Source organism: Pseudomonas fluorescens (assembly GCF_001623525.1).
GTDB lineage: Bacteria > Pseudomonadota > Gammaproteobacteria > Pseudomonadales > Pseudomonadaceae > Aquipseudomonas > Aquipseudomonas fluorescens_Q.
The window spans coordinates 5,209,773-5,230,769 of sequence record NZ_CP015225.1 but is presented as its reverse complement, the minus strand read 5'-3'; the positions used below and the strand labels follow the sequence as shown (position 1 = coordinate 5,230,769).

Sequence of the window (20,997 nt, the reverse complement as noted above, 5' to 3'; positions counted from 1 at the left end):
CGACTATGGTCTAACCCCTCTACACCGGCCCGCAGGATAATGGATTTTTTATAATCCCAAAAAGAATTGTTTCAACAGTTTTCAGCTCGTTTGGAAATATAGCCGCCATCAAAGCTTCGTCAACCGTGACCCGGCGTATCGGCCAGCCTGCTGATTACTGAATGGTTTTCTGTCGGGACCTCCCAGAAAGGAAATCCCCGGCGTAGAGGCCTGCTCTTGATACTCATTGGCTACGCGCCGGGAACTGCGAAGGTTGCGATCTTGATCGCTATGCGTCTGACGATTCATTGTTTGAAATCAAAAAGACGCAACCTGCGACAGTCCCCCGCAGGTAGGAATGACCAGGGGGTTACAAGGCCTTTTCAAAGATTTTCGAATTACGCTGATAGTTGTAGAGCGACGCCCGCGCCGCCGGCAGGCGCTCGACGCTGCTGGGCTCGAAACCACGTTCGCGGAACCAGTGGGCGGTCCGGGTCGTCAGCACGAACAGCGTCTTGAGCCCCTGGGCGCGGGCCCGGGTTTCGATTCGCTCCAGCAGTTCATCGCCCCGGCCACCATGGCGGTATTCCGGGTTCACCGCCAGGCAGGCCAGTTCCCCGGCATCCGAATCGGCGATCTGGTACAACGCCGCGCAGGCGATGATCATGCCTTCGCGCTCGACCACGCTGAATTGTTCGATCTCGCGTTCCAGCACTTCGCGGGAGCGACGCACCAGGATTCCCTGCTCTTCCAGCGGGCTGATCAGGTCCAGCAGGCCGCCGACATCTTCGATGGCCGCTTCGCGCACCACCTCGAATTGCTCCTGGGCCACCAGCGTCCCGCTGCCATCGCGGGTGAACAGCTCGGCCAGCAGCGCACCGTTTTCGACGTAACTGACGATATGGCTACGGGCCACGCCGCCACGGCAGGCCTGGGCCGCCGCATCCAGCAGTTCGGCCTGGTAGTCACTGCCCAGGCGCTGTATATGAGCCGGCACCTGCTGCGGACGCAGCTCGCGCACCAACCTGCCATCTTCGCCGATCAACCCCTGCTCGCTGCCGAACAACAGCAGCTTGTCGGCCGCCAGGTCGATGGCCGCCCGTGTGGCAACGTCTTCACAGGCCAGGTTGAAGATCTCTCCGGTGGGGGAATAACCCAACGGCGACAGCAACACGATGGAGCGCTCGTCCAGCAGCCGATTGATGCCCTTGCGATCGACCCGGCGCACTTCACCGGTGTGGTGATAGTCCACGCCTTCGAGCACACCGATGGGACGCGCAGTGACCAGGTTACCGCTGGCGACCCGCAGCCGCGAGCCCTGCATCGGTGAGGACGCCATGTCCATCGACAGGCGGGCCTCGATGGCGATGCGCAGCTGGCCGACCGCGTCGATCACGCACTCCAGGGTCGCGGCATCGGTGATGCGCATGCCGTGGTGATAATGCGGCGTGAGGCCCCGCGCAGCGAGGCGGGTTTCGATCTGCGGGCGCGAACCATGGACCAGCACCAGGCGCACGCCGAGGCTGTGCAACAACACCAGGTCATGGACGATGTTGCCGAAATTAGGGTGTTCCACCCCATCGCCGGGCAGCATGACGATGAAGGTGCAATCGCGGTGGGCGTTGATGTAGGGCGAAGCGTGACGAAGCCAATTGACGTATTCGGGCATGAACCTGGGCCTGTAATAAATAACAGCCGAAAAAAGACGAAACGGAACGCACAGCGGGCTGGTGGTTATCGTCGGAACAGGCTTGGCGACACGCGCGTTCTCCTCATGAATACGGGCCCGGATACGGGCAATTTAGCCGGCGGTGACCGGCGTCAGGCAGTAATGTCCGATCAACTGACGCAACAGCTGCACGGTAGGTTGCAAACGTGACATTTCAAGGTACTCACCCGGCTGGTGGGCACAGGCGATATCGCCAGGACCAAGCACCAGGGTTTCGCAGCCAAGGCGCTGAAGATAAGGCGCTTCGGTGCCGAACGCCACTGCTTCGGCACGATGGCCGGTGAGTCGCTCGGCCACCCGTACCAGTTCGCAGTCTTCGGCCTGCTCGAATGGTGGCACTTCGGGGAACAGCGGTGCGTAGTCGATCTTGACTTTATGGCGTTCGGCGATGGGGTCGAGCTTCTGTTGGATCGCCGCCCGCAGCACTTGCGGGTCCATGCCCGGCAGGGGGCGCAGGTCGAATTCCATGGAACATTGGCCGCAGATGCGGTTGGGATTGTCGCCGCCATGGATGCAGCCGAAGTTCAGGGTCGGTTGTGGCACGGTGAACTGCGGGTTACGGAACTCACGTTGCCATCGCAGGCGCAGCCCGCGCAGTTCGCCCATGGCATCGTGCATGGCTTCCAGCGCGCTGTGGCCCAGGCTCGGATCGGAGGAATGGCCGCTGCGCCCGAGAATGTCGATGCGCTCCATCATCACGCCTTTGTGCAAGCGAATCGGCCGCAGGCCGGTCGGCTCACCGATCACCGCCGCACGCCCCAGTGGTCGCCCGGCATCGGCCAGGGCCCGGGCGCCGGCCATGGAGCTTTCTTCGTCGCAGGTCGCGAGGATCAGCAGCGGTTGCTTGAACGGTTGGTCCAGCAGCGGCTTGACCGCTTCGATGACCAAGGCGAAAAAACCCTTCATGTCACAACTGCCCAGGCCCACCCAGCGGCCATCGACCTCGGTGAGCTTCAGCGGATCGGTCTGCCACAACGCGCCGTCGAACGGCACCGTGTCGCTGTGGCCAGCCAGTACCAGGCCGCCGGGGCCGCTGCCGAAACTGGCCAGCAGGTTGAATTTGCCGGGGCTGACCTGCTGGATGTCGCAGGAGAACCCAAGGTCGCCGAGCCAACCCGCCAGCAGCTCGATCACGGCACTGTTGGACTGGTCCAGCCCAGGCTGGGTACAACTGACCGAAGGGGCGGCGATCAGGGCAGCGAATTGATCTTTCATGGACGGCAAAGGCATCGCTGACTCCGGGCTTACAGATTGATGTCCATCATAGAACCATCTGGCGCAAGGAATAAACCGCCGCGGCGCGTAGGATGAGCGAGTCCTGTACACTGCACGACCTTGGCAGCCACACCTTCCCCCGGCTGCACACCCGATCCCTGGATTTTCCGGCCATGCAGAAAGAAACCGAAATCAAACTCCGCGTCAGCCGCGAGACCCTGGCAGCCCTGCGCGAGCACCCGCTGCTGAAAAAACGCAACAAGAGTGGCTGGGAACGCCACGAACTGATGAACCAGTATTTCGACACGCCGGAGCGTGACCTGGCCCGGGCCAAGGTCGCCCTGCGCCTGCGTCGCGATGGCGAAGAAGTGATCCAGACCCTCAAGACCCGCGGCCAAAGCGTCGCCGGCCTGTCCGAGCGCAACGAGTACGATTGGCACCTGCCCAAGGCCAAGCTCGACCTGAAGAAGCTCGACGGCGAATGCTGGCCAGAGGCCTTGGCCGAACTGGACAAGAAAACCCTCAAGGCCATCTTCACCACCGATTTCGTTCGCGAACGCGCTGAAATTGCCTGGGGCCGTGGCAAAAGCAAGGTGGTCATCGAAGCCGCCCTGGACCTGGGCCATGTGGTGGTCGGCAAGCAGAAGGAAGAAATCTGCGAACTGGAGCTGGAACTGCGCGAAGGCGAACCCGCCGCCCTGCTGGAACTGGCCGCCGAGCTGGCCGCGACCCTGCCCCTGATGCCCTGCGACATCAGCAAGGCCGAGCGTGGCTATCGCCTGTACGACGCAGGCAGCTACGCCCTGAGCCTGCCAGCGCCACAACTGACCGCCGAAACGCCGCTGGATGACGCCTTCGCCGCGCTGAGCTGGCATCTGCTCGGCAGCAGCCAGCGCCTGGCCGAACAATACCGTTTCAACGGCCATTGGCGCCTGCTGCAGGACTGGGTGGAAAACCTCGCCGAACTGCGTGCCCTGCTCAGCAGCCTCGGCCAGGCCGCGCCGCGCCAATCGACCCACGATTTGCGCCTGGCCCTGGACGCGTTGCTGGAAGACTGGCGCCCATTGGTCCAGGCCGGCCTGGATGACGAAGACGTGCGCAAGGCGGCACCGGAACAGTTCCTTGAAGAGCTGCAAGACCCGCGTTGGGGCCTGTTTTCCCTCAACACTTCACGCTGGCTGCTGGCTCGCAGCTGGGCCGCCGAGCGCAACACCCGCGGCAATCGCCAGGGCGCGGCGCAACTGGGCAGCTGGCTGCCGCGCCTGCTCGGCGAAGAGTCGTCGTCCCTGCAACTGCAACGCTACCAGCAGCAGCCGGAAGACCTGGCCGAGCAACTGCCGCGCATCGAACGCATCCAGGCCTGGCTGCACCACGCCCGCCATGTGCTGGAGATCCCGGAAATGGATCGCCTCTACGGTGAACTGAACAAACTGGCGCAATTGGCCAACCAACCGATCACCGACGAAACGCTGGATGCGCGCAAGCAACAGGCGATTGCGGTGTACCAGAATCGGGCTTGGAAGACTTTGCTGCGCCTGTGACGCCGCCATCGCGAGCAAGCTCGCTCCCACAGGGGTTCAGCGTTGTAACCACATCTAGTGGCCGCTGATGATCAACTGTGAGCGAGCTTGCTCGCGATGGGGCCAGCACATCCTCCACAGAACTCAGCGCACCACCGGCAAACTCGTCGTCGATTTGATCTCCGACAGCGCCACGATCGAGTTCACTTCCTGGATCCCCGGCACCATCGACAGCTTTTCGAAAAAGAATCGCTCATACGCCTCGATGTCCGCCGTGACGATGCGCAACAGAAAATCCACCGACCCCATCAGCACGTAACACTCCAGTACTTCGGGGAAGCCGCGGATCGCCTCGGTGAACTCGGTGAAGTTCGAACGGCCGTGGGCGTTGAGTTTGATTTCGGCGAAGATTTGCGTGTTAAGACCGATTTTCTTGCGATCCAGCAGGGTCACCTGGCCACGAATGATGCCCTCGTCCTTCATCCGCTGGATCCGCCGCCAGCATGGCGATTGAGACAAGCCGACCTGTTCGGCGATCTGCGCACTGGACAGCGAGGCATCCTCCTGCAGCAACGCCAGTATCCTGCGGTCGTAGCCATCCAATTCGCTGTGCATAATCAAACCCAAAATGACTGATGTAGAGAATCAGGCGATTCAAAATATCGCCAGAATCACTCATCTTAGATAAGAAATACCCCGACTCGCATGTAAATATTTCTCCCGCCACCAAGGAGACCGAACATGCCCCCACTCGAAGCCGTTGCCATAGCCCCGACCCGCGCCGACGTCTGGCACGCCGCCAATACCCATTGTCGGGTGCAGTACCGGATATTGGCCGAAGCCGAGCCGGATTTACTGTGTCGGGCGTTGAACCTGTTTGCCTTGCAGGGCCTGACGCCGCAGCAGGTTCATGTCGAACGCCCAGGCGATGTGCTATCGCTGGACATCGTCATGGACGGGCTGAGCTGGCACCGTGCCCAGGTCATCGCTGAAAAATTACGTAACCTGATCAGCGTCTGTTCGGTGGACCTGCAAGACGCTGATATTGCGCACGTTGGGCCGGCCCAAGCCGTCCGTTGAACGCCCACGGGCAAGAATTGGTAACGCATTGGTCGGGTAGTGGCCCAACGGTCTACGGGGTCGGGACTATTCTTTTGCAGACCGAGCGAGGACGCCGAAGCGTCTGTATCGCGGCTTTGCTGCAATTGTCCAATAGGAACCCGCATGTCCACCAAACACGCCACTCAGGACCGCTGGCTGGACCTCAACGATCTGCTGCGCCAACTGGTCACCCAGGGCCTCATCAGCCAGGATTCAGCCGAAACCGCGCTGAACGCCCGCCGACGCCACAGCGCCAATAGCCAGTTGCATCCGCTGGAGTTCATCGCCAACCAGCACCTGGACGACCTCAGCCGGCCCGGCAAGCGCCTGGACCTGGAGAACCTGACCTTGTGGTTGGCCCAGCAGGCCGACCAGCCCTACATGCGCATCGACCCGTTGAAAATCAACGTCGCGGCCGTGACCCCCTTGATGTCCTATGCCTTTGCCCAGCGTCACAAGATCCTTGCGGTGGCGGTCGATCGTGACGCCGTCACCGTCGCCAGCGCACAGCCCTACGTCAACAGTTGGGAAGCCGACCTGACCCACGTGCTCAAGCTACCGATCAAGCGGGTGGTCGCCAACCCTGTGGACATCCAGCGCTTGAGCGTGGAGTTCTATCGCCTTGCCAAATCGGTCAGCGGCGCCACCACGGTCGATCAGCAACCGAGCAACCTGAGCAATTTCGAACAGTTGCTCAACCTGGGCGCCAGCGACCAGGAGCCGGACGCCAACGACGCCCATATCGTCAATATTGTCGACTGGCTGTTCCAGTACGCCTTCCAGCAGCGTGCCAGTGATATCCACATCGAACCGCGCCGCGAGCAGGGTACCGTGCGGTTTCGCATCGACGGGGTGCTGCACACCGTCTATCAGTTCCCGCCGCAGGTCACGATGGCAATCGTCAGCCGTCTCAAGAGCCTGGGGCGGATGAACGTCGCGGAAAAACGCAAACCCCAGGACGGCCGGGTCAAGACCAAGACCCCGGATGGCGGCGAAGTGGAATTGCGTTTGTCGACCTTGCCCACGGCGTTCGGCGAAAAAATGGTCATGCGGATTTTCGACCCGGAAGTGTTGCTCAAGGATTTCGACCAACTCGGCTTCTCCGCCGACGACCTGCGTCGCTGGCAGGACATGACCCGCCAGCCCAACGGCATCATCCTGGTGACCGGGCCTACCGGTTCCGGCAAGACCACCACCCTCTACACCACGCTCAAGAAACTGGCGACGCCGGAAGTGAACCTCTGCACCATCGAGGACCCGATTGAAATGGTAGAGGCCTCCTTCAACCAGATGCAGGTCCAGCACAACATCGACCTGTCCTTCGCCGCCGGGGTGCGGGCACTGATGCGACAAGACCCGGACATCATCATGATCGGTGAGATCCGTGACCTGGAGACCGCCGAGATGGCGATCCAGGCGGCGCTCACCGGGCACCTTGTGCTGTCGACGCTGCACACCAACGACGCGCCGAGCGCCATCAGTCGCCTGCTGGAGCTGGGTGTGCCCCATTACCTGATCAAGGCCACCGTGCTCGGGGTCATGGCCCAGCGGCTGGTGCGCACCCTGTGCCCTCAATGCAAGGCCCCCCTGACCCTGGATGAAGACGACTGGCAGACCCTGACGAGGCCCTGGCAGGCGCCGCTGCCGAGCAATGCCCAACAGGCCGTCGGTTGCCTGGAATGCCGTGACACCGGTTACCGCGGCCGCGCCGGCGTCTACGAAATCATGCAACTGACCGACAGCGTCAAGGCCTTGATCCACCCCGACACCGACCTGCTGGCGGTACGCCGCCAGGCATTCAAGGAAGGCATGCGCAGCCTGCGCCTGTCGGGGGCGCAAAAGGTGGCGGCGGGCTTGACCACGGTCGAGGAAGTGCTGCGGGTGACGCCGCAAAGCGAGCAGAAGTAGGAACTGTCTGGCTCAGGGGCAGAAAGATCCCACAAACAAAGCGGAACGGACCATAGCGAAGATACTGGCCGCGTGCCCTACACTCAGGGCTCGCAGGTCCATCTCAATTCGCACAGGGAACCGTCATGCAGATCGGTAGCGTACTTTTACTTTTCATCGGCCTCGTGGTCGCCATCCTGTTCATGGGGTTCAAGGTCGTGCCCCAAGGCTACCAATGGACCGTCGAGCGGTTCGGGCGCTACACCAACACGCTCAAGCCCGGCCTGAACATCATCATCCCGGTGATGGATCGCATCGGGCGCAAGATCAATGTCATGGAAAGCGTACTGGACATCCCGCCCCAGGAGGTCATTACCGCCGACAACGCCACGGTGCAGATCGACGCCGTGTGCTTCTTCCAAGTGGTCAATACGGCCCAAGCGGCCTACGAAGTGAACAACCTCGAGCACGCCATCCGCAACCTGCTGCAAACTAATATCCGTACCGTGCTGGGGTCCATGGAGCTGGACGCGATGCTGAGCCAGCGCGACGGTATCAATGAAAAACTGCTGCGCACCGTCGATGAAGCCACAGCGCCGTGGGGCATCAAGATCACCCGGATCGAGATCAAGGACATCAGCCCGCCGGCCGACCTGATGGCCGCCATGTCGGGGCAGATGAAAGCCGAACGTATCAAGCGTGCCCAGATCCTCGAAGCCGAGGGCCTGCGAGCGTCGGCGATTCTCACCGCCGAAGGCAAGAAGCAGGCGCAGATCCTCGAGGCCGAGGGCAGCCGTCAAGCCGCGTTCCTGGAGTCCGAAGCCCGCGAGCGCCAGGCGCAAGCCGAAGCGCTGGCCACCCAAGTGGTGTCCCAGGCGATTGCCGACGGCAACGTCCAGGCCGTGAACTACTTCGTCGCGCAGAAATACATCGATGCGCTGGGCAAACTGGCTTCGGCCAACAACAGCAAGGTGATCCTGATGCCACTGGAAGCCAGCCAGGTCATCGGTGCGGTCGGCGGCATTGGCGAGATCGTCAAGGCCACCTTCGATAGCAAGAAAACCTGAGGCACGCCTATGTGGATGTTCCTGCAACACCTGTCGTACTGGGACTGGCTGGCGCTGGGCGTCATCCTGCTGATCCTCGAAGTGTTCGGTGCCGGCGGCTACTTGCTGTGGATCGGCATGGCCGCCGCGGCAGTTGGCGTGCTCACGTTCATCCTGCCGCAGATGCCGTGGGAGCTGCAGTTCCTGTTGTTCGGCCTGTTCGCCATCGCAACGGCACTGTACTGGTGGCAGCGCCAGCGCAGCGCGGTGCGCCAAAGCGATCAACCGCACCTGAACCTGCGCGGGCAAGAGCTGATCGGCAAGGTCTTCCAGGTTCATGAAGCGATTGTCGATGGCCGTGGCAAGATCAAGGTGGCCGACAGCGTCTGGCTGGCCAAGGGGCCCGAGTCGTCCGTGGGCACGCGAGTCAGGGTGGTGGCGCAGGAAGGGGCGGTGCTGCAGGTGGAACGGGCTGACTGAGAAGTCATGGAACTGAATAGAGGCGCGGGTAATCCAACGTCATAGTTAACCCAGTGGAGTCACCTATCATGCGTCTCAAACTTGCTGTCGCTACCCTAGCCTTGCTGTCTCTTCCTGTTGGCTCGGCAATGGCCGACACGTTTTGGCGTAACGTCATCTCATCCGGTGCAACCACCGGTTCCACCTACCTGACTTTCAAGGATCACAAGCTGATCGTCGCCGCCCAGGATGATGCCGGCAGCTTCGTCGCCAGTGACGGCGGTATTCGTGGCCCTTACCTGGAAGCGGCGATGCAGAAAGTGCGTGCTGACAACCCAGGCCTGCAAGCCACCGACATGGAACTGGCCAACGCTATCCTGGCGAAAAACGCCGTCGCCCAGGAGTGATTTTCAGTCGATAGAAAAATGCCGCTCGATTGAGCGGCATTTTCAGACCTCATTGAATACTGGAAAACAGAATAAAAGAAGCGATGACGACACCGGTTGAAGACCGACCTCTATCGCAGTAAAAATGTTAACCCCGGCAGAGCCGCCAGCAAAAGTCTTGTCACCTCCCCTTCCCTTGGATATAAAAGTTAACGCGTTCGTATCTCGTAATTCTTGGAAGTCGCCTTTACCCCTAGACTCCTCAACTTGAATTTAGCAAGGGCATTTACTTCAGGCGTGGGTTTATAATGCCCGGAATTGTTTGTAATCTGATACCCGCTTTTGGCTCTCGTAATCACCCCAGCACCAACAACATTGTATTCTTTGTATGGTGCCCTGTCGTTTGCCCAGCGTGCCAGCGCGGAGTGCTTTGGTTCATATATCGGTCTTTCATAGCGATAAGAGGCCAAAAAAAGACGATTATTTTGGGTTAGAATAAATTTATGCTCCATTCCATAATACTGATTTAACGGATTGGAGCTTATAATTTTCAAGTCTGCCTTACTCTTAACCGAAGTTAATTTTGCGGTACCCTTATTCAAACCGCGCTCTAAAACCACATCCTCAATGAAATTAAATAAATCAGAATCATAGTTATTTATCAGCGGCTTGCTTGACGCCGTACGAAACTTTCCAGCCAACTTATAATAACCTCGGGAGATTAGCCTAGCCAGATACCTAAACGGACTAACCAAGCCAGATATCGAGAAGCGTCCATTAGGATCTACTCTATTAACAGGATCATTCGAGCAATATGCATAGGGGTTTATGCCGCCTCTGTCAAAAGGACTGAAGGCATCAGGGCTGTTGAATCGCATCAGCACCGGGTTATATGCCCGATAACCGCCCCCTAATAGATAATGTCCCGTGACAGGGTCAGGACGCTCCCCATTGAATCCGAGTAGACTCTGTAACCCGCCGCCCATCGGACGATGACCATAAGGACTATATGTCTGTGGGTGATGGGAGACAGAGTTGATAACGTTCAACACCGATGTTTGCAGATCAGTCGCTAGTAAGTTGACCTTCCTGCCCTGTTGTATCTCTGCCAAAGGCATTGCGTTGTGTTCAAAGAAAAGCGTCTTACATTCTCCTTGTATCTCGGTCACGATGCGCGAACCACTGTAAAAGCGCTGAACAGAGTGAACACTTACCAGACGATCCAGCGGATCGTAGAGATAGAGTCTTTCGCTGACTTTTTGTGACGTGCCCATGTGTCGACCTCTGAATGTTGAGCATCGACACATGAGTTTCCGCCTGATTATTGCTCTTGCATAGCTAACAAATCTGATAGGTTTTCTTTGTTCACCTTTCAAGATAAGCCTTCCCAGACTTGATTAGCCGAGCGACTACTATATCAATGACTGGTGGTGATCAAAACAGATGGCGGATGGCTACAGGACTGTTGATTTTTTGAATTGTCGACGTCCTTTCCGGCGGTTCGTGAAGGACCATTTTCTGCTTGGTAACACTGAAGGCTGTACCCCAGCCCAGCGATCCTGTGGGAGCGAGCCTGCTCGCGACAATGCCGGATCAGTCACATCGAGGCTGACTGACACACCGCTATCGCGAGCAAGCTCGCTCCCACAGGGGAAGTCGTCCTTATTCGCCGATAAGAGCCTTGTAACCCGCCGCGTCCAGCAACTTATCGAGCTCAGCCGTGTTGCTCGGCTTGAGCTTGAAGATCCAGGCACCGTAAGGATTGGAGTTGAGCAACTCCGGCACGTCACTCAGCTCGTCGTTGATCGCGATCACTTCACCCGCAATCGGGGAATAGATGTCGGAAGCAGCCTTGACCGACTCAACCACACCGGCCTGGTCACCTGCGCCAAAGACCTTACCGACTTCAGTCAGCTCGACAAAGACCACATCGCCCAGGGCTTCCTGCGCATGATCGCTGATGCCCACGGTGACGGTACCGTCAGCTTCCAGGCGTGCCCACTCATGGCTTTCGGCAAAACGCAGTTCGGCAGGGATATCACTCATATTCTGTGTCCTCAATAGAAAGTGTCAGCGGCCAGCGGCCCGCCGCAAAAAGGTTAGATCAGGGTTTTGCCATGGCGGACGAAGGTCGGCTTGACCACCCGTACCGGGTACCACTTACCACGAATTTCTACCTCGGCACGGTCGGCGGTTGCCATCGGAACACGTGCCAGGGCGATCGACTTGCTAAGCGTAGGAGAAAAACTACCACTGGTGATCTCCCCTTCGCCAACATTGGCGATGCGAACCACCTGATGGGCGCGCAAAACACCCCGCTCTTCCAGCACCAGCCCGACCAGTTTGTGCTGTACACCGCTGGCAAGCTCGGCTTCCAGCGCACTGCGCCCGATGAACGGACGGCTCGCCGGTTCCCAGGCGATGCTCCAGGCCATGTTCGAGGCCAGGGGCGAAACGTCTTGATTGATGTCCTGGCCGTAGAGGTTCATGCCGGCCTCCAGGCGCAAGGTGTCGCGGGCGCCGAGGCCAATTGGCGAAATGCCGGCCCCTACCAGGTCGTTGAAAAAACTCGGGGCCTCCTGGGCAGGCAAGACGATTTCCAGGCCATCTTCGCCGGTGTAGCCGGTCCGGGCGATGAACCATTCGCCGTCGGCGCGCCCTTCGAAAGGCTTGAGTTGCTGGATGATTTGCCCACGCGGTTGCGTCACCAGTTCGGCAATCTTCTGCCGGGCCTGGGGGCCTTGGATCGCCAGCATCGCCAGTTCGGGGCGCTCATGCAGCTGCACGTCGTAGCCACCGAGCTGTGCCTGCATCCAGGCCAGATCCTGATCGCGAGTCGAGGCGTTGAAGACCAATCGATAACCGTCCTCGACACGGTAGATAATCATGTCGTCGACGATGCCGCCGCGCTCATTGAGCATCGCGCTGTACAGGGCACTGCCTGTGTCCTGCAAGCGATCGACGTCATTGGCCAGCAAACGCTGCAGCCAAACCTTGGCCTGGGGGCCGTCGACATCGATCACGGTCATGTGGGATACATCGAACACTCCGCAGTCGCGACGCACCTGATGGTGTTCTTCGACTTGCGAGCCGTAATGCAAAGGCATATCCCAACCGCCAAAATCGACCATCTTCGCGCCGAGGGCGAGATGAAGGTCATACAGAGGCGTACGCTGTCCCATGGGTTTCTCCTTCCGGGCTTGGCGAAGGTGCGGACGGGCACTGCATAGCGCGAACATCTGAAAAAAGGAGTTTTCTGACGTTCTCAGTTGCCCGGTCCGACAGACGGACCGCACCGAATGCCGCGCATTGTAGCCGCATGAGGTAGGACTGGCACCTAGCTGTTTCGATGGGCCGAACGTCGTATCAATCCGATGACTGGCAACAACCCCACCAGTACCAACGTCAGCGCCGGCAGCGCGGCCCTGGCCCACTCCCCTTCGCTGGTCATCTCGAAGATCCGCACCGCCAGCGTGTCCCAGCCGAACGGACGCATCAGCAGGGTCGCGGGCATTTCTTTGAGCACGTCGACGAACACCAGCAACGCCGCGCTCAAAGTGCCGGGCAACAGCAAGGGCAGATACACTTTGAAAAACAGTCGTGGCCCACTGACCCCAAGGCTGCGTGCAGCCTCGGGCAAAGACGGACGAATGCGCGCCAGGCTGCTCTCCAACGGACCGTAGGCCACCGCCAAAAAGCGCACCAGATACGCCAGCAACAGCGCCGACAGGCTACCCAGCAACAACGGTTTGCCTGCCCCTCCGAGCCAGGTCGACAACGGGATGACCAGCTCACGGTCCAGGTAGCTGAATGCAAGCATGATCGACACCGCGAGCACCGAACCGGGCAAGGCATAGCCCAGGTTCGCCAGGCCGACGCCGGCACGAATCGGACGAGTTGGCGCCAGCCGTCGGGCGAACGCCAGCAGCAAGGCCACGCAAACGGTGATCAGCGCGGCCAGGCCGCCCAGGTAGAGGGTGTGGACGATCAACCCGGCATAACGTTCGTCCAGGTCGAAACGACCGCGTTGCCAGAACCACACCACCAATTGCAGCACCGGAATGACAAAGGCACAGGCGAACACCAGGAAACACCAACTGCTGGCTGCCGCGGCCTTCAGACCGCGCAACGTATACAAAGCCTTGGCTCGGGGACGTTCGTTACTGGCTCGGTGGGCACCACGAGCCCGGCGTTCGCCGTAGACCACCAGCATCACCGCCAGCAACAGCAGGCTGGCCAGTTGGGCAGCACTGGAGAGACTGAAGAAGCCATACCAGGTCTTGTAGATCGCGGTGGTAAAGGTGTCGAAGTTGAACACCGACACCGCGCCAAAATCCGCCAGGGTTTCCATCAGCGCCAACGCCACGCCCGCACCGATGGCCGGCCGGGCCATCGGCAGCGCCACGCGCCAGAAAGCCTGCCACGGCGACTGCCCGAGCACCCGCGCCGCTTCCATCAAGCCCTTGCCCTGGGCCAGGAATGCACTGCGCGCCAGCAGATAGACGTAAGGGTAAAAGACCAGCACCAGCACCAGGATCACCCCACCGGTGGAACGGACCCGGGGCAGGCGCAGGCCGCTGCCGAACCATTCGCGCATGAGCGTCTGTACGGGGCCGGCAAAGTCCAGCAGGCCAACGAAGACAAACGCCAACACGTAGGCCGGTATCGCAAACGGCAGCATCAACGCCCAGTCGAGCCAGCGTCGCCCGGGGAACTCACACAGGCTGGTGAGCCAAGCGAGACTGACACCTAGCAAGGTCACTCCGACACCCACGCCAAGGATCAACGTGAGGGTATTGCCCAACAAGCGTGGCATCTGCGTATCCCACAGGTGGGACCAGATCTGTTGGTCGATGCTCTGCCAGGACAACAGCAAGACGCTAAGGGGCAGCAGGACCAGCGCGGCGATGGCGAAGACCAGGGGATACCAGCGGCGTTGGACGGGGTGGGCCAAGGGGAGCTCTCGTTTAAATGATTGTGCCGCGCAATGTGTGCCCAAATATCATCGCTGACAAATTGCCCCTGTGGCGAGGGAGCTTGCTCCCGCTGGGCTACGAAGTAGCCCCAGGCCCTGGATCATGGCCCTTGAGATAGATCCCAGCAGATCTTCTGGGAGGGCTTCGCCCTCCAGCGGGAGCAAGCTCCCTCGCCACATCCCATCAGGAGCACAAGCTCGTCTTAATTCCAGCCAGCGCGATCCATCATGCGAATGGCTTCGGCCTGGCGTTTACCCGCCACTTCCACGGGCAGGGTATCAGCCTTGAACTTGCCCCAGGCCGCTACTTCCTTGGACGGCTCGACTTTCGGGTTGGCCGGGAATTCCTGGTTCACGTCGGCGAAGATGCTTTGCGCTTGCGGCGTGGTCATCCACTCCACCAGCTTCTTCGCGGCGTCCGGATGCGGTGCATGCTTGGTCAAGCCAATCCCCGAGAGGTTGATGTGCACCCCACGGTCGGCCTGGTTCGGCCAGAACAGCTTCACCTTCAGGTCCGGCTTCTGCTGGTGCAGGCGGCCATAGTAATAGGTATTGACGATACCGACGTCGCATTGCCCGGCGTTGATTGCCTCAAGCAGGGCGGTGTCATCGGAGAAGACGTCGGTGGACAGGTTCCGGACCCAGCCCTTGAGGATCTCCTCGGTTTTTTCCGCACCGTGGGTTTCGATCAGCGTGGCGGTCAGCGACTGGTTGTAGACCTTCTTCGAGGTCCGCAGGCACAGGCGGCCTTCCCACTCTTTGCCAGCCAGCGCTTCGTAGGTGGTCAATTCGCTGGGTTTGACCCGCTCGGTGGAGTAGACAATGGTTCGCGCCCGCAGGCTCAAGCCGGTCCAGGCGTGGGAAGAGGCGCGATATTGGGACGGGATGTTGGCGTCGATCACCGGCGACGTGAACGGCTGGAGAATGCCCATTTGCTCGGCCTGCCAGAGGTTGCCGGCATCGACGGTGAGCAGCAGGTCGGCAGTGGCGTTCTCGCCCTCGGCCTTGATCCGCTGCATCAGCGGCGCTTCCTTGTCGGTAATGAACTTCACCGACACGCCAGTTTCCTTGGTGTAGGTATCGAAGACCGGTTTGATCAGTTCGTCGATACGCGAGGAGTAGACCACCACCTCATCGGCGGCCTGTACGGCAGTGGAGCCGATCAGGGTCAAGGCGAGGGCGGACAGCAGGCGCTTGGTTGCCAACATGGTAGCGGTCTCTGGATTGTGAACGAAGCGCAAATGATAAGGACTCACATTTGGCAACTCAATCGAACAGTGGGTGGACACATTTCCAAATGTTGCAACTTTGAGATGCGCAGTGTTTTTGCGTCCGTCATCGCGGGCATAAGCCCCAACCCACATCTCAGGCCTTGGCCAGATCCGGCAAATCCCCAATCAGCCCCAGCGCCTCGCGCACGAACAACGCCTTGGCCTCAGGCATGCGGTCTACCAGTTTCAGCCCGGTGTTACGCAACCAGCGCACGGGTAATGGATCGGCCTGGAACAACCGCTCGAAACCTTCCATCGCCGCCATCAACGCCAGGTTATGGGGCATGCGTCGCCGCTCGTAGCGGCTAAGCACCTTCACGTCCGCCAGTCGTTCGCCACGCCCGGCCGCCTGCAACAACACTTCGGCCAGCACGGCGGCGTCGAGGAAGCCCAGGTTCACGCCCTGCCCGGCCAACGGATGAATGGTATGGGCTGCGTCGCCGATCAACGCCAGCCCTTCGGCCACATAGCGCTTGGCATGTCGTTGGCGCAGCGGCACGCACAGGCGCGGGTCGGCACTCAGTACCGTACCGAGCTGGCCTTCGAAGGCTCGTTCCAGTTCGCTGCAGAATTCAGTTTCATCGAGCGCCATCAAGCGCTGCGCTTCACCGGGGGTGGTGGACCAGACAATCGAGCACCAATCGTGCTGACCGTCACGCTCAAGTGGCAGGAACGCCAGCGGACCGTTGTCGGTGAAACGCTGCCAGGCCGTCATTCGATGCGGCCGGGCGCTGCGCACGCTGGTGACGATGGCGTGGTGCAGGTAATCCCATTCGCGCGTGGCAACGCCGGTCAGGCGGCGCACTGCGGAATTCGCGCCGTCAGCCGCGATGACCAGGGGCGCGCGCAACGTGCGGCCATCGGCCAAGGTCAGCAGCCAGTCGTCACCAGAACGACGCATCTGCTCCAGCCGGGCATTGGCCAGCAGGCCCAGGTCGCAGTCATGCAGTCGATCCAGCAAGGCGTCCTGCACAACGCGGTTTTCAACGATGTGCCCAAGCGCCTCGGCGTGCAGGCTGGCGGCCGAGAAATGGATCTGCCCGGTGCCGCTGCCGTCCCAGACGTGCATGTCGGTATAGGGGCTGGCGCGTCGGGCGGTGATGCCGTCCCAGACGCCCAGGCGATCGAGGATCCGCTGGCTGGCCGTCGACAAGGCACTGACTCGGGGCTCGAACGCGGCCTGGGGATCGAAAGGTTTGACGCTCATCGGGCTGCCGTCGAGCAACAGCACTTGCAGGCCACTGCCCTGCAACGCCAGCGCCAGGGCGCTGCCGACCATACCGGCGCCGACAATCAGCAGATCTGCACGCAATTCCATGCTCTAAGCCTGTTTTGCTGGCGACATCGGTCGCCCATGAAAAGAAATGACAGCCCCGGCCTCAAGCATCGGGACGCGTCCCCAGCCCCATGGCCTGACGGGCGAACCAGCGCTTGGCCGGCGGCAGCAAGTCGAGGCCCAACAGGCCGAGGTTACGACCCAGGGACACCAACGGCAGGTTGCTGGCGAACAGCCGCGTGACTTGGTCGGAGAAGCCCACGGTCAGGACCTGATCCATTCGCTGGCGCTCGCGATAGGCTTGCAACACGGCAAAATCCCCTGGCTCGCTTTCGCTGTCGAGCAGGGCATCGGCAAGGGCCTGGGCATCGCGCAGGGACAAGTTGAACCCCTGCCCGGCAATCGGGTGCAGGCTGTGGGCGGCGTTGCCCAGGATCGCCAGGTGCGGACGGACCTGTTCTTCGGCCTCCACCAGCGCCAGCGGGTACAGATGTCGCACGCCCACCTGTTTCAGGGTGCCCAGGCGATAGCCGAACACGCCCTGCAATTCGCTGAGGAAACTGCGCTCGTCGAGGGCCGCCAGCCGTTGTGCGTCCATGCCCTGGCGGGTCCAGACCAGCGCGCAACGATTCTCCGGCAGCGGCAACAAGGCCATCGGGCCGTCATCGGTGAAACGTTCGAAGGCCATGCCATTGTGGGCTTCGCTGGGGGTGATGTTGGCGATCAAGGCACTCTGGTCGTAGGGTCGGCTGCGCACGCCGATACCCAACTGTTCACGCAGGCCGGAGCGGCCGCCATCGGCCAGTACGGCAAGGTCGCATTCCAGGGTGGTTTCGTCGTCGAGGGTCAGGCGATAACCGCCGACCAGCGGTTCCATGCCGGTGACCTGCGCCGGGCAGCGCCAACTGACCACCTCAGGGTCCAGGCCTTGCCACAGGCACTGGCCGAGCCAGGCGTTTTCCACCACGTAGCCCAGCGCCGGCACGCCCTCCTCCATAGCCGACAGACGCGCGGTGGAAAACCGCCCGCGGTCGGATACATGGATCTGTTTGATTGGTTCGGCGCGGCGGGAAATCTCCTGCCAGACACCCAAGCGTTGATAAATCTGCCGGGCACCGTAGGACAATGCCGAGGACCGGGCGTCGTAGCTCGGTTGCCAGGCGTTGCCGGGAGCGAAGGGCTCGATCAGCATGATCTTCCAGCCCCGGGCCTTGGCACCGGCCTGCAGGGCCAGCGCCAGGCTCGCGCCGACCAGGCCGCCGCCGACGATCGCCAGGTTGACCCGGCTCATGCCGCTTGCGTCCGGGCAGCGGCCATCAGGGCCTCGATGTCGGCGACCGTCTTCGGTACGCCGTGGCTCAGGATTTCACAACCGGTTCTGGTCACTACCACGTCATCCTCGATGCGCACGCCAATGCCGCGCCATTTTTTCGCGACGCTGCGGTTGTTCGGGCTGATGTAGATGCCCGGCTCCACCGTCAGCGTCATGCCGACCTCAAGCACCCGCCACTCGCCACCAACGCGGTATTCACCCACGTCATGCACGTCCATGCCCAGCCAGTGGCCAGCGCGATGCATGTAGAACGCCCGGTAGGCTTCGCTGGCGATCAACGCATCCACCTCACCCTCCAGCAGCCCAAGGCGCACCAGCCCCTCTGTAATCACCCGCACCGTCGCTTCGTGGGCCTGGTTCCAGTGTTTGTCCGGCGCGATCTGGGCAAACGCGGCTTCCTGGGCAGCCAGCACCACTTCGTAGATCGCCTTCTGCTCGGGTGAAAACTTGCCACTGACCGGCCAGGTACGGGTGATATCGCTGGCGTAGCAGTCGATTTCACAGCCGGCGTCGATCAGCACCAGGTCGCCGTCCTTGAGCAGCGCGTCGTTCTGCTGGTAGTGCAGGATGCAGCTGTTGCGCCCCGCCGCGACGATCGAGCCATAGGCCGGCATTTTTGCCCCGCCCTTGCGAAACTCATAGTCCAGCTCGGCTTCCAGGCTGAACTCATGCAGCCCCGGACGCGCCGCCTGCATCGCCCGAATGTGCGCCTGGGCGGAAATCCGCGCCGCTTCGCGCATCACTTTCACTTCTGCCGCCGATTTATACAGGCGCATGTCATGCAGCAAGTGATCCAGGGCAACGAATTCGTTCGGCGGCTGGGCGCCGAGGTGGGCCTTGGAGCGAATCACGTTGATCCACTCCATCAGGTGCCGGTCGAATTCCGGGTTGCTGCCCATGGCCGAATACACCCGGTCGCGCCCTTCGATCAGGCCCGGCAGGATGTCGTCGATATCGGTGATGGGAAACGCGTCGTCGGCACCGTAGTCACGGATCGCCCCTTCCTGGCCGGCGCGCAGGCCATCCCACAACTCACGTTCGGCGTTGCGCTCGCGGCAAAAGAGGATGTATTCGCCATGGGCGCGGCCCGGCATCAGCACCAGCACCGCTTGCGGCTCGGGAAAGCCGCTGAGGTACTGGAAGTCGCTGTCCTGGCGGTAGACGTGCTCGACGTCGCGGTTGCGGATCGCAACAGCGGCGGCGGGCAGGATTGCGATGCTGTTGGGTTCCATCTGCGCCATCAGGGCCTTGCGGCGACGGCTGTATTCCGATTTCGGGATATGAATCATGGGCAGACGGTGTTCCCTCTAAAAATTAATGCAAGGACGGCTTGGCGGCCGCTGCATCGGTTTTCTTGGTCTCGGTGAACAGCAGCAATGGCGCGACCCGCAGGTACTCCATCACTTCCATGTAGTCGCTTTCGCCGTCATCGGATTCTTCCAGGGCATCCTGGACCTGGGAGATCGCGGCCAAGTCCTGCAACACTTCCTTGGCCTCTTCGCTCAAGGCGTATTCGCGGCGGGTCAGGCCGAAGCCGGCGAGGAAGCCCTGGCACCACTGGCCCAGAGCAGCGGCGCGTTCAGCCAAGGGCGCGTCGTCAGTGGGCAGCAGCAGGACGACGGTCATGTCGTCACTGGTCAGCTCGCCCTTGACCATTTCCTGCAGGCCGATAAGCGCGTTGCGGACGTTGTCCGCCGGCTCGCCTTCCAGCAGTTCTGCGGCGTCGGCCAACCAGCCGTCGGCACCGAACCCGGCGCCGGCGCAACTGCGACCGAGCAGCAGGCCATGCAGTTCGGCAGGCGAGACAGGATGGCCACTGGTGCTCAGCAGGGTGGCGAATGCTTGATACGGGGAATTCTGAATGGGCATGGGCAGCTAGGCGCCAGACGGCGCTATGTCTAGAATGGAGGCCTTGTATCCTACATCGACAGACTCGCCAAGACTATCAGAGGCTGTGCGACTCATACCCTCCATCAGACACAATCTTCAGTGGACACAATGGAAGACACCGACCTGCAAGCGCTGATGGCCAGACTCGAACTGCTAATTGACCGGGTCGAGCAACTTAAGAGCCAAAACGGACTCCTACTAGCTCAGGAAAAAACCTGGCGCGAGGAACGCGCGCACCTCATTGAAAAAAACGAAATCGCCCGGCGTAAGGTCGAATCGATGATTTCGCGCCTCAAGGCCCTGGAGCAAGACTCATGAGTTCAAGCAATAGCGTTACCGTGCAGATCCTCGACAAAGAATATTCGATCATCTGCCCCCAGGAAGAGCGTAGCAACCTGGTGAGCGCCGCCCGTTACCTGGATGGCAAGATGCGCGAGATCCGCAGCAGCGGCAAAGTCATCGGCGCCGACCGCATCGCCGTAATGGCCGCCTTGAACATCACCCACGACCTGCTGCATCGCCAGGATACGCCGGACCTGCAGGTCAGCGGCTCGACCCGTGAACAGGTGCGCGACCTGCTCGACCGGGTGGATCTGGTGCTCGCCACCGATCCAGACGTCAGCAAGGGCTGATTCGCGAGGCTGCCTGGGGTATACTCGCCTCACTCCCTGGGGTGCTTGCCAGTTGGTGATGTCCCTGAGCCGATACGCACAACCACGGGGGTTGCACGTTGGGGCCGGTGTGCATGTCCGCTTGACGGAAAGCCTTAACGCCCCCTGCAACTTCCACCTTGAACTTTCGGGTTCAAGGGCTAAGCCGACAGCGGTTCATCCGGGGAGCCTGACTCCAGGCAATGCCAGTCCATATGGACTGGCATTGTCGTTTCTGGCGCAGGCATTTCTGAGCAGCCTGTTTTGCGGTTACGCTGTG

The 20,997-nt window shown here is 60.9% G+C and carries 20 protein-coding genes and 1 other RNA gene; 9 read left to right on the top strand and 12 right to left on the bottom strand.

The features are described 5' to 3' along the window. Positions 1-349: 349 nt before the first annotated feature. Positions 350-1,648: an amino-acid N-acetyltransferase gene (gene argA, locus TK06_RS22520; RefSeq protein ID WP_063323887.1), complete on the bottom strand. Its 1,299-nt coding sequence runs from the start codon at positions 1,646-1,648 to the stop codon at positions 350-352. A gap of 132 nt (positions 1,649-1,780) precedes the next feature. After that, positions 1,781-2,938, bottom strand: a complete 1,158-nt coding sequence (argE, locus tag TK06_RS22515) for an acetylornithine deacetylase (RefSeq protein WP_063323886.1) — start codon at positions 2,936-2,938, stop codon at positions 1,781-1,783. Between the two features lie 158 nt (positions 2,939-3,096). Between argE and TK06_RS22510 the strand changes: the two genes are divergently transcribed. Next, a complete protein-coding gene (locus TK06_RS22510) occupies positions 3,097-4,464 on the top strand; it encodes an inorganic triphosphatase (RefSeq protein ID WP_063325205.1) in 1,368 nt (455 codons plus the stop codon). A 123-nt stretch (positions 4,465-4,587) separates the two neighbouring features. On the opposite strand, the gene TK06_RS22505 is transcribed toward TK06_RS22510, so the two are convergent. Next, positions 4,588-5,058, bottom strand: a complete 471-nt coding sequence (locus tag TK06_RS22505) for an Lrp/AsnC family transcriptional regulator (protein ID WP_063323885.1) — start codon at positions 5,056-5,058, stop codon at positions 4,588-4,590. Positions 5,059-5,184: 126 nt separating this feature from the next. On the opposite strand from TK06_RS22505, the gene TK06_RS22500 reads away from it, so the two are divergent. The 5 genes from TK06_RS22500 (at position 5,185) to TK06_RS22480 (ending at position 9,343) form a co-directional block, all read left to right on the top strand. Beyond that, positions 5,185-5,523, top strand: a complete 339-nt coding sequence (locus TK06_RS22500) for a hypothetical protein (protein WP_063323884.1) — start codon at positions 5,185-5,187, stop codon at positions 5,521-5,523. Between the two features lie 144 nt (positions 5,524-5,667). Further along, positions 5,668-7,452 (top strand): GspE/PulE family protein, encoded by a 1,785-nt coding sequence (locus TK06_RS22495; RefSeq protein ID WP_063323883.1) that lies wholly within the window; start codon positions 5,668-5,670, stop codon positions 7,450-7,452. Positions 7,453-7,577: 125 nt separating this feature from the next. Next, complete coding sequence (locus tag TK06_RS22490; RefSeq protein WP_063323882.1) at positions 7,578-8,498, top strand: SPFH domain-containing protein; 921 nt, start codon at positions 7,578-7,580, stop codon at positions 8,496-8,498. A gap of 9 nt (positions 8,499-8,507) precedes the next feature. Next, positions 8,508-8,957, top strand: coding sequence for an NfeD family protein (locus TK06_RS22485; RefSeq protein ID WP_063323881.1), 450 nt, complete (start codon positions 8,508-8,510; stop codon positions 8,955-8,957). A 65-nt stretch (positions 8,958-9,022) separates the two neighbouring features. Next, positions 9,023-9,343 carry a DUF2388 domain-containing protein gene (locus tag TK06_RS22480; RefSeq protein ID WP_170867266.1) on the top strand — a complete coding sequence of 107 codons (321 nt, stop codon included), beginning with the start codon at positions 9,023-9,025 and terminating at the stop codon, positions 9,341-9,343. Positions 9,344-9,531: 188 nt separating this feature from the next. Here the strand turns inward: TK06_RS22480 and TK06_RS31150 are convergent, their stop codons facing one another. The 9 genes from TK06_RS31150 to TK06_RS22440 form a co-directional block, all read right to left on the bottom strand. Continuing rightward, on the bottom strand, positions 9,532-10,596 hold the full coding sequence (locus tag TK06_RS31150) for an RHS repeat-associated core domain-containing protein (protein ID WP_086936697.1): 1,065 nt from the start codon (positions 10,594-10,596) through the stop codon (positions 9,532-9,534). Between the two features lie 388 nt (positions 10,597-10,984). Then, positions 10,985-11,368, bottom strand: a complete 384-nt coding sequence (gcvH, locus tag TK06_RS22475; RefSeq protein ID WP_063323879.1) for a glycine cleavage system protein GcvH — start codon at positions 11,366-11,368, stop codon at positions 10,985-10,987. Between the two features lie 53 nt (positions 11,369-11,421). Continuing rightward, positions 11,422-12,504, bottom strand: coding sequence for a glycine cleavage system aminomethyltransferase GcvT (gcvT, locus tag TK06_RS22470; protein WP_063323878.1), 1,083 nt, complete (start codon positions 12,502-12,504; stop codon positions 11,422-11,424). A 155-nt stretch (positions 12,505-12,659) separates the two neighbouring features. After that, entirely contained in the window at positions 12,660-14,276 is a 1,617-nt protein-coding gene (locus TK06_RS22465; RefSeq protein WP_063323877.1) for an ABC transporter permease, read from the bottom strand. A gap of 224 nt (positions 14,277-14,500) precedes the next feature. Continuing rightward, entirely contained in the window at positions 14,501-15,505 is a 1,005-nt protein-coding gene (locus tag TK06_RS22460) for an extracellular solute-binding protein (RefSeq protein ID WP_063323876.1), read from the bottom strand. A 157-nt stretch (positions 15,506-15,662) separates the two neighbouring features. Next, a complete protein-coding gene (locus TK06_RS22455) occupies positions 15,663-16,880 on the bottom strand; it encodes a 2-octaprenyl-3-methyl-6-methoxy-1,4-benzoquinol hydroxylase (RefSeq protein ID WP_172898772.1) in 1,218 nt (405 codons plus the stop codon). Between the two features lie 67 nt (positions 16,881-16,947). Continuing rightward, positions 16,948-18,135 (bottom strand): 2-octaprenyl-6-methoxyphenyl hydroxylase, encoded by a 1,188-nt coding sequence (gene ubiH, locus TK06_RS22450; RefSeq protein WP_063323874.1) that lies wholly within the window; start codon positions 18,133-18,135, stop codon positions 16,948-16,950. Then, a complete protein-coding gene (pepP, locus tag TK06_RS22445) occupies positions 18,132-19,466 on the bottom strand; it encodes a Xaa-Pro aminopeptidase (RefSeq protein WP_063323873.1) in 1,335 nt (444 codons plus the stop codon). The genes ubiH and pepP overlap by 4 nt, the downstream gene beginning before the upstream one ends. A gap of 25 nt (positions 19,467-19,491) precedes the next feature. Next, a complete protein-coding gene (locus TK06_RS22440) occupies positions 19,492-20,046 on the bottom strand; it encodes a YecA family protein (RefSeq protein ID WP_063323872.1) in 555 nt (184 codons plus the stop codon). A gap of 129 nt (positions 20,047-20,175) precedes the next feature. Between TK06_RS22440 and TK06_RS22435 the strand changes: the two genes are divergently transcribed. The 3 genes from TK06_RS22435 to ssrS all read left to right on the top strand — a co-directional run bounded on the left by TK06_RS22435 (position 20,176) and on the right by ssrS (position 20,909). Next, positions 20,176-20,385 (top strand): TIGR02449 family protein, encoded by a 210-nt coding sequence (locus tag TK06_RS22435; RefSeq protein WP_003177365.1) that lies wholly within the window; start codon positions 20,176-20,178, stop codon positions 20,383-20,385. Further along, positions 20,382-20,699 (top strand): cell division protein ZapA, encoded by a 318-nt coding sequence (locus tag TK06_RS22430; protein ID WP_003177364.1) that lies wholly within the window; start codon positions 20,382-20,384, stop codon positions 20,697-20,699. The genes TK06_RS22435 and TK06_RS22430 overlap by 4 nt, the downstream gene beginning before the upstream one ends. A 30-nt stretch (positions 20,700-20,729) precedes the next feature. After that, a non-coding RNA gene (gene ssrS, locus TK06_RS22425) (6S RNA) lies at positions 20,730-20,909 on the top strand. Positions 20,910-20,997: the final 88 nt, after the last annotated feature.

Bases quoted from the DNA above. Each gene is read 5' to 3' on its own strand.
- argA (WP_063323887.1), bottom strand. From the start codon at position 1,648: ATGCCCGAATACGTCAATTGGCTTCGTCACGCTTCGCCCTACATCAAC.
- argE (WP_063323886.1), bottom strand. From the start codon at position 2,938: ATGCCTTTGCCGTCCATGAAAGATCAATTCGCTGCCCTGATCGCCGCC.
- TK06_RS22510 (WP_063325205.1), top strand. From the start codon at position 3,097: ATGCAGAAAGAAACCGAAATCAAACTCCGCGTCAGCCGCGAGACCCTG.
- TK06_RS22505 (WP_063323885.1), bottom strand. From the start codon at position 5,058: ATGCACAGCGAATTGGATGGCTACGACCGCAGGATACTGGCGTTGCTG.
- TK06_RS22500 (WP_063323884.1), top strand. From the start codon at position 5,185: ATGCCCCCACTCGAAGCCGTTGCCATAGCCCCGACCCGCGCCGACGTC.
- TK06_RS22495 (WP_063323883.1), top strand. From the start codon at position 5,668: ATGTCCACCAAACACGCCACTCAGGACCGCTGGCTGGACCTCAACGAT.
- TK06_RS22490 (WP_063323882.1), top strand. From the start codon at position 7,578: ATGCAGATCGGTAGCGTACTTTTACTTTTCATCGGCCTCGTGGTCGCC.
- TK06_RS22485 (WP_063323881.1), top strand. From the start codon at position 8,508: ATGTGGATGTTCCTGCAACACCTGTCGTACTGGGACTGGCTGGCGCTG.
- TK06_RS31150 (WP_086936697.1), bottom strand. From the start codon at position 10,596: ATGGGCACGTCACAAAAAGTCAGCGAAAGACTCTATCTCTACGATCCG.
- gcvH (WP_063323879.1), bottom strand. From the start codon at position 11,368: ATGAGTGATATCCCTGCCGAACTGCGTTTTGCCGAAAGCCATGAGTGG.
- gcvT (WP_063323878.1), bottom strand. From the start codon at position 12,504: ATGGGACAGCGTACGCCTCTGTATGACCTTCATCTCGCCCTCGGCGCG.
- TK06_RS22460 (WP_063323876.1), bottom strand. From the start codon at position 15,505: ATGTTGGCAACCAAGCGCCTGCTGTCCGCCCTCGCCTTGACCCTGATC.
- ubiH (WP_063323874.1), bottom strand. From the start codon at position 18,135: ATGAGCCGGGTCAACCTGGCGATCGTCGGCGGCGGCCTGGTCGGCGCG.
- pepP (WP_063323873.1), bottom strand. From the start codon at position 19,466: ATGATTCATATCCCGAAATCGGAATACAGCCGTCGCCGCAAGGCCCTG.
- TK06_RS22440 (WP_063323872.1), bottom strand. From the start codon at position 20,046: ATGCCCATTCAGAATTCCCCGTATCAAGCATTCGCCACCCTGCTGAGC.
- TK06_RS22435 (WP_003177365.1), top strand. From the start codon at position 20,176: ATGGAAGACACCGACCTGCAAGCGCTGATGGCCAGACTCGAACTGCTA.
- TK06_RS22430 (WP_003177364.1), top strand. From the start codon at position 20,382: ATGAGTTCAAGCAATAGCGTTACCGTGCAGATCCTCGACAAAGAATAT.